General features: G+C 73.1%; 6 protein-coding genes. 5 read left to right on the plus strand and 1 reads right to left on the minus strand.

Annotation, left to right across the window (positions count from 1 at the left end):
• Positions 1-158: 158 nt before the first annotated feature.
• The 4 genes from WMI84_RS15965 to WMI84_RS15980 are packed head-to-tail and all read left to right on the plus strand — an operon-like array spanning position 159 to position 4,439.
• Positions 159-1,226, plus strand: a complete 1,068-nt coding sequence (locus WMI84_RS15965) for an NAD(+)/NADH kinase (RefSeq protein ID WP_347354766.1) — start codon at positions 159-161, stop codon at positions 1,224-1,226.
• Positions 1,227-1,272: 46 nt separating this feature from the next.
• On the plus strand, positions 1,273-2,268 hold the full coding sequence (locus WMI84_RS15970) for a thiamine pyrophosphate-dependent dehydrogenase E1 component subunit alpha (RefSeq protein ID WP_347354767.1): 996 nt from the start codon (positions 1,273-1,275) through the stop codon (positions 2,266-2,268).
• Between the two features lie 11 nt (positions 2,269-2,279).
• Complete coding sequence (locus tag WMI84_RS15975; protein WP_347354768.1) at positions 2,280-3,293, plus strand: alpha-ketoacid dehydrogenase subunit beta; 1,014 nt, start codon at positions 2,280-2,282, stop codon at positions 3,291-3,293.
• Between the two features lie 30 nt (positions 3,294-3,323).
• Positions 3,324-4,439: an acetoin dehydrogenase dihydrolipoyllysine-residue acetyltransferase subunit gene (locus WMI84_RS15980; protein ID WP_347354769.1), complete on the plus strand. Its 1,116-nt coding sequence runs from the start codon at positions 3,324-3,326 to the stop codon at positions 4,437-4,439.
• Between the two features lie 141 nt (positions 4,440-4,580).
• On the opposite strand, the gene zwf is transcribed toward WMI84_RS15980, so the two are convergent.
• Positions 4,581-6,014, minus strand: a complete 1,434-nt coding sequence (gene zwf, locus WMI84_RS15985; protein ID WP_347354770.1) for a glucose-6-phosphate dehydrogenase — start codon at positions 6,012-6,014, stop codon at positions 4,581-4,583.
• Between the two features lie 256 nt (positions 6,015-6,270).
• Between zwf and WMI84_RS15990 the strand changes: the two genes are divergently transcribed.
• Positions 6,271-7,116, plus strand: coding sequence for a M28 family peptidase (locus WMI84_RS15990; protein WP_347354771.1), 846 nt, complete (start codon positions 6,271-6,273; stop codon positions 7,114-7,116).
• Positions 7,117-7,137: the final 21 nt, after the last annotated feature.

Here is a 7,137-nt window from a genome sequence, read left to right on the forward strand (position 1 = left end):
CCGACCCACCGGACGCGGGGGCCCGACCCACCGGGAGGCGGGGGCCCGACCCACCGGACGCGGGGCCCGACCGGCCGGGACACCGGGCGAGGGCCCACACCGGCTGCAACGTGGCTGCAACCCTTGTCCCGGCTCGGGCCGGGTGCGGGAATGGGGAGGTGACAGAGCCGTCGCTCGCCATCGTGGCCAACCCGATGTCCGGTCGGGACATCCGGCGGCTGGTCGCGCACGCCTCCGTCTTCCCGAACACCGAGAAGGCCAGCATGGTCCAGCGGCTCGTCCGCGCGGCCGAGGCCGTCGGCGTCGGGCGGGTGCTGCTGTCGACGGACACCATGGGCGTGGCCCGCGAGGTGCGCCGGCGGCTCGACGCCGAGCGGGCCCGCGAGCGCGGCCCGCACGCAGCGGTCGAGTTCCTCGAGCTCGACCGGTACACCGGGACGGCGCAGGACACGACCGCGCTGGTGCGGCGCATGGCCTCCCGCGGAGCGCGGGTGATCGTCGTGCTCGGCGGGGACGGCACCGTACGAGCGGCTGCCTCCGCCGGCGAGGACGTGCCCCTGCTGCCCCTGTCGACCGGCACGAACAACGCCTTCCCGCACGTGTGGGAGGCCACCGTCGCCGGGGTCGCTGCCGGGCTCGTCACGGCCGGCCGACTCGATCCCGAGGTGGCGACCTACCGGGCGAAGGCGCTGCGGGTGCGGTCGGGCGCGCGCGAGGAGATCGCCCTGGTCGACGTGTGTGTCGCGTCCATGGCCCACGTCGGGGCCAAGGCCCTGTGGCGACCCGAGACCCTGCGCGAGCTCTACTGTGCCTTCGCCGAGCCGCACGCGATCGGGCTGAGCTCGATCGCCGGGATCGTCCACCCGGTGCCCCGTCGGTCGCCGGGCGGGGTGCGCCTGCACCTGTCGCCCGACGCCGCCCGTCAGGTGCTCGCCCCGCTCGCCCCGGGCCTGGTGTCCCGGGTGGGAGTGGTCGAGGCGGTGCCGCTGCCGGCCGGTGAGGCGAACCCGGTGGCCGTCGAGCACGGCACGATCGCCGTCGACGGGGAGCGCGAGATCGAGCTGGGTCCCGGTGACCTGGCCACCGTGACACTCACGGCCGAGGGTCCGCTCGTGCTGGACGTCGCCGCTGCGCTGAGCGCCGCCGGGCAGTGCGGGCAGCTCGACGTGCCGGTCGAGGCCGCCGTCATCCCGTCGCCCGACGACGCCGGGACATCGCACCCCTGAAGCTGCTGGAACGAGTCGGAACCGAGAGGAAGAGGAGGGCGGGCACATGAGTACCGTCGCGACAGACCAGAGCACCTCCACGCTCACCCCCGAACGACTGCTCGACGCCTACCGCGTCATGCGGACGATCCGGGACTTCGAGGAACGCGTCCACGAGGAGTTCGCCACCGGGGACATTCCCGGTTTCGTGCACCTCTACGCCGGCGAGGAGGCGTCGGCGGCCGCCATCTGCAGCCACCTGGACGACCGCGACGCCATCGCCTCGACCCACCGGGGCCACGGCCACTGCATCGCCAAGGGCGTGGACGTGGCCGCCATGATGGCGGAGATCTACGGCAGGTCCACCGGCTCCTGCCGGGGCAAGGGAGGCTCGATGCACATCGCCGACCTGTCCAAGGGCATGCTCGGCGCGAACGGCATCGTCGGCGGCGGCCCACCGCTGATCTGCGGACGCGCCCTGGCCTCCAAGTTCAAGGGCGACGGCGGGGTGGCCGTGGCCTTCTTCGGGGACGGCGCCTCCAACCAGGGCACGACGCTGGAGTCGCTCAACCTGGCCACGGTGTGGAACCTGCCGGCGATCTTCGTCGCCGAGAACAACGGGTACGCCGAGTCCACGTCCGCGTCGTGGTCGATCGCCACCGACGACATCGCCGACCGGGCAGCCGCCTTCGGCATGCCGGGAGTCATCGTCGACGGCTTCGACTTCTTCGCCGTGCACGAGGTGGCCGGCGAGGCGGTGGCGCGGGCCCGGTCCGGTGCCGGACCGACGCTCATCGAGGTGAAGTTCACCCGCTACTTCGGCCACTTCGAGGGCGACCAGCAGCTGTACCGGGGCACGGAGGTGGCCGATGCCCGGCGCGACCTGGACTGCCTGCTGAAGTTCCGCGCCACGGTGACCCAGTCGGGTCGGCTGAGCGCCGAGCAGCTCGACGCCGTCGACCAGCAGGTCGCGACCCTGATCGAAGAGGCGGTCACCGCCGCCAAGGCCGCGCCGGCGCCCGGCGCGGAAGAACTGACCACCGACGTCTACGTCTCGTACTGAGGAGGATCGAGATGGCACGCAGCATCACCTACCGTGAGGCGATCAACGAGGCCCTGGCGCAGGAGATGGCGCGCGACGAGCGGGTCATCGTCATGGGGGAGGACAACGCCGGCGGCGAGGGCGCCCCCGGACAGGAGGACGCCTGGGGCGGCGTGCTCGGGGTCACGAAGGGCCTGCACGGCAGGTTCCCCGGCCGGGTGCTCGACACGCCGATCTCCGAGTCGGCCTTCATCGGCGCCGCCGTCGGGGCGGCAACCGGTGGCATGCGCCCGGTCGCCGAGCTCATGTTCATCGACTTCCTGGGCGTCTGCTTCGACCAGATCTACAACCAGGCGGCCAAGTTCCGGTACATGTTCGGCGGCAAGGCGGTCACGCCGGTCGTCATCCGCACGATGTGGGGGGCCGGGCTCCGTGCGGCGGCGCAGCACTCCCAGTCGCTCCTGCCGGTCGTCACCCACATCCCCGGGCTCAAGGTCGCGGTCCCGTCCAACCCCTACGACGCCAAGGGCCTGATGATCGCGGCGATCCGCGACGACGACCCCGTCATCTTCGCCGAGCACAAGATGCTCTACGACGTGGCCGGGGAGGTGCCCGAGGACAGCTACGCGCTCCCGTTCGGTGAGGCCAACATCGTCCGCGACGGCGACGACGTGACCGTCGTCGCGTTCGGCCGCATGGTCGGCCGGTCCGTCGAGGCGGCCGACGAGCTGGCCCGCAGCGGGGTCGAGTGCGAGGTGGTGGACCCGCGCACGACCAGCCCGCTGGACACGGACACCATCCTCGAGTCGGTGGAGAACACCGGCCGGCTGGTGATCGTCGACGAGTCCACGCCACGGTGCTCGCTGGCCAGCGACATCGCCGGCATCGTGGCCCAGGAGGCCTTCGGTGCGCTGCGCGCACCGATCCAGATGGTCACCGCGCCGCACACGCCGGTGCCCTTCACGGATGCGCTCGAGGACCTCTACATCCCGGACGTGCAGCGCATCGTCGGTGCGGCCAAGCTGGCCAGCGAGTACGGGGCATGAGGCGCCCGGACGGGCGGGACGGAGACCGGCATGACTGACGAGCGGATCAAGCACATCACGATGCCCAAGTGGGGCCTGTCGATGACCACCGGCAAGGTCATGGCGTGGCTCGTCAACGAGGGCGACGAGGTCAGCAAGGGCGACGAGATCGTCGACGTCGAGACCGACAAGATCGCCGGGTCGGTCGAGTCCCCCGTCGACGGCACCATCCGGCGGCTGATCGGGGAGACCCACGAGGACCTGCCGGTCGGGGCCACCCTCGCGCTGGTCGCGGGTGTCGACGTCACCGACGCCGAGCTCGACACCCTCGTCGAGGAGATCCGGGCGGCCATCGCGGCCGGCACCATCGAGGCCGAGGCCGGGCCCGTGCCCGCCACCACGACCATCGCCGGGCACCGGATCTCCTACGAGACGCTCGGCCCCCAGGACGGCACCGAGCCGGCCGTCGTCCTGGTGCACGGCTACGGCGGCGACAAGGCGTCCTGGCTCTTCGTCGAGGAGCCGCTGTCGGACGGGCGCCGCGTAGTGGCGCTGGACCTGCCGGGCCACGGCGAGTCCGACAAGGACGTCAGCGGCGTGACCCTCGACTCCATGGCCGACGTCGTGCTCGGTCTCGTGGCCGAGCTGGGGATCGCCCGGGCCCACCTTGTCGGCCACTCGCTCGGTGGCGCCGTGGTGGCCGCGGCGGCCCGGCGCGACCCGTCCCGCGTCGCCTCCCTGACGCTGCTCGCACCCGCCGGCGCCAGCGAGGGGGTCGACACCGAGTACCTGCGCGGGTTCGCGGCGGCCGAGTCGCGGCGGACGCTCAAGCCGCTGGTCCAGCGGCTGTTCGCCGACCCGGCGGCCGTCACCCGTCAGATCGTCGAGGACCTGCTGCGCTACAAGCGCCTGGACGGGGTGCCGACGGCGCTCCAGGCGATGCTCGGCATCCTGCTGCAGGACGACGACAGCCCGGCCATCGACCTGCGCGAGATCCTGTCCGGGCTGGACGTGCCGGTCCGGGTGGTCTGGGGCAGTGAGGACCGCATCCTGCCCCGGCCGGGCACCGACCTGCCGTGGCCGACGAAGGTGGTGCCGGCCGGTCACATGGTCCACCTCGAGCGTCCCCTGGACGTCGTCGCGGCCGTGCAGGAGCAGACCGGCTGAGACCGGCCCGAGCCGGCCCGGTGGCGCCCGACCCGGTGCCGCCGGGCCGGCTCTTCCCTCGGGGGAACGGTCTCTGGGCGACGGTCCGGGGGCCCGTCAGTCCGGGGGCGACGGTCCCCGGGGTGCCGGCCCAGACGCTGCTCAGGCACCGTACGTGTTCGGGTCGCGCCAGGCGCGTTCGAACGGCAGCCGCCAGGCGAACGGGGCGATCAGCTGGTGGATCTGGTTCGGTCCCCAGGTGCCCGGGTGGTAGAGCCGCACCGGCGGCGGGTTGTCGAGCAGGGGCTGGCTCACCTCCCACAGCCGCTCGATGCCCTCCGCCCTGGTGAAGAGCGTCTGGTCGCCGCGGGCGGCATCGTAGATGAGCCGCTCGTAGGCCTCGAGCGCCGCGCCGGCCCAGTCGGTGTCCTGCATCGAGAACTGCATCGACAGCTTGTCCAGCCGCATCCCGGGCCCGGGCCGCTTGCCGTAGAACGACAGCGACATGCGCGCGCGGTCGGCCAGGTCGAAGGTGAGGTGGTCCGGTCCGTTGTCGCCCACCCCCGAGCCGGGCGGGAACATCGACTGCGGCGGCTCCTTGAACGCGATCGAGATGATCCGCGCCCCGTCGGCCATCTTCTTGCCGGTGCGCAGGTAGAACGGCACGCCGGCCCAGCGCCAGTTGTCGACGTAGCACTTCAGCGCGACGAACGTCTCGGTCTCCGAGTCCGGGGCCACGCCCGGGGTCCGCCGGTAGCCGACGTACTGCCCGCGCACGACGTGGCCCGGGTCGATCGGCGCCATGGAGCGGAACACCTTGTTCTTCTCCTCGCTGATCGCCTCCGGCTCCAGTGCCGTGGGCGGCTCCATGGCCGTGAAGGCGAGGACCTGGAACAGGTGGGTCACCACCATGTCCCGGTAGGCGCCGGTAGCCTCGTAGAAGTCGGCGCGCTGCTCGAGCCCGAGCGTCTCCGGCACGTCGATCTGCACGTGGTCGATGTGGTTGCGGTGCCAGATCGGCTCGAACAGGCCGTTGGCGAAGCGGAACGCGAGGATGTTCTGGGCCGCCTCCTTGCCCAGGAAGTGGTCGATCCGGAAGATCTGCTCCTCGGCGAAGACGGCGTGCAGCTTCGCGTTGAGCTCGCGGGCCGAGGCCAGGTCGGTCCCGAACGGCTTCTCCATGATGATCCGCGATCCCGGGACGAGCCCGGCCTGCTCGATCTCGCGGACCACGGCCAGGGCGGCCTTGGGCGGGACCGACAGGTAGTGCAGCAGCCTCGAGTCCGCACCGAGCAGGGCGCGCGACTCCTCCACGGCCGCCTTCAGCGCCCCGATGCCCTCGCTGCCCCGCACCCAGTGGATCCGGCCGGTGAACTCCGCCAGGTCGGTCTCGCTCACGGGGTGGCTGCTGTGCTCCTTGACCGCGCTGACCGCGAGGTCGAGGAACTGCTCCCGGCTCAGGTCCTCCAGCGAGGTCGCCACGACGCGCAGCCCGGCGAGCAGGCAGGACTCGTGCAGGTGGAGCAGGCCGGGCAACAGCTTGCGCTGGGCGAGGTCACCGGTGGCACCGAACAGGACGACGGTCGTGGCGGACATGCTCCCAGCGTGCCAGCCCGGCTGGGCAGGGTCACCCCGGGTGGTCGTCACGTACCGTGTGGTGGTGGGGTGCCGGCCGGTGGGGTTCGCGAAACGGGCTCTGCTGGCCGCAACGTGCGCGGGGCTCGTGGCCTGCACCCCGCCACCGTCGGGACCCGCTGCGACCGGTACGCCTGCGTCCGGCCGATCGCCCGCGACGACGATCCGCGCCTCCGCCTCCTCCGTTCCGCGCACGCCCGGCTCCCCAAGGCCCACCGTGGCCCCGGAGCCCAACACCGTCCCGACCCGGCACGCCGTGTTCGACCCCGCAGCCGCACGCCGCGACGTCGCCGCGCTGGCCCGCATCGGCCCGCGAGACGCCGTCAGCGACGGCTACCGGCAGGCGGCCGCCCTGGTGCAGCGCCGGTTCGAGCAGGCCGGGTACGTGGTGCACCGCCAGTCCGTGCCCATGCCGGCCGGGGTCTCCTGGGGCGTCGCCGTCCCGGCCGGCACGACGACGAACCTGGTCGCCGACCCTCCCGGGTTCGACCCGGCCGCCCCCCACCTGGTGGTCGGCGCCCACCTCGACACCGTCCCGCAGGCCCCCGGAGCCGAGGACAACGCGTCCGGGGTCGCGGTCCTGATCGGGCTGGCCCGGGTGCTCACCAGGGAGCCGGCCGCCCTGCCGGTGCAGCTGGTCGCCTTCGGCGGGGAGGAGGCTCGCGGCGGCAACGGGACCCGGTACGCCTTCGGGTCGCGGTACTTCGTCAAGTCGCTCACGCCGGGCGAGCGCCGCGCCATCCGCGGCATGGTCGCGCTCGACCGGGTGGGGGTGCCGGCGGCGAGCGTCCCGGTGTGCGCGGGCCTGCGGAGCCCGGCGCTCGCGGCGGCGATCCGGTCCGCGGCGCGCCGGGCCGGGGTCGCCACGCACGCCTGTCGCGACAAGGCCAGCGACCACGTGTCCTTCGAGGCGGCCGGGATCCCGGTGGCGCGTCTGGGCAAGGTGCCATATGCCGCCTACCACTCCAGCCGGGACACGGTCGGGGTCGTGCACGCGGCGCAGCTGGGCCGGACGGCCGCGGTGGTCCTGGCCTGGCTGCGGGGCGGGGCCGAGCGGTCCTGACGCCCGCCGCCGACGCCCGCC

It is taken from the genome of Intrasporangium sp. (assembly GCF_039812505.1).
Classification (GTDB): Bacteria; Actinomycetota; Actinomycetes; order Actinomycetales; family Dermatophilaceae; genus Intrasporangium_A.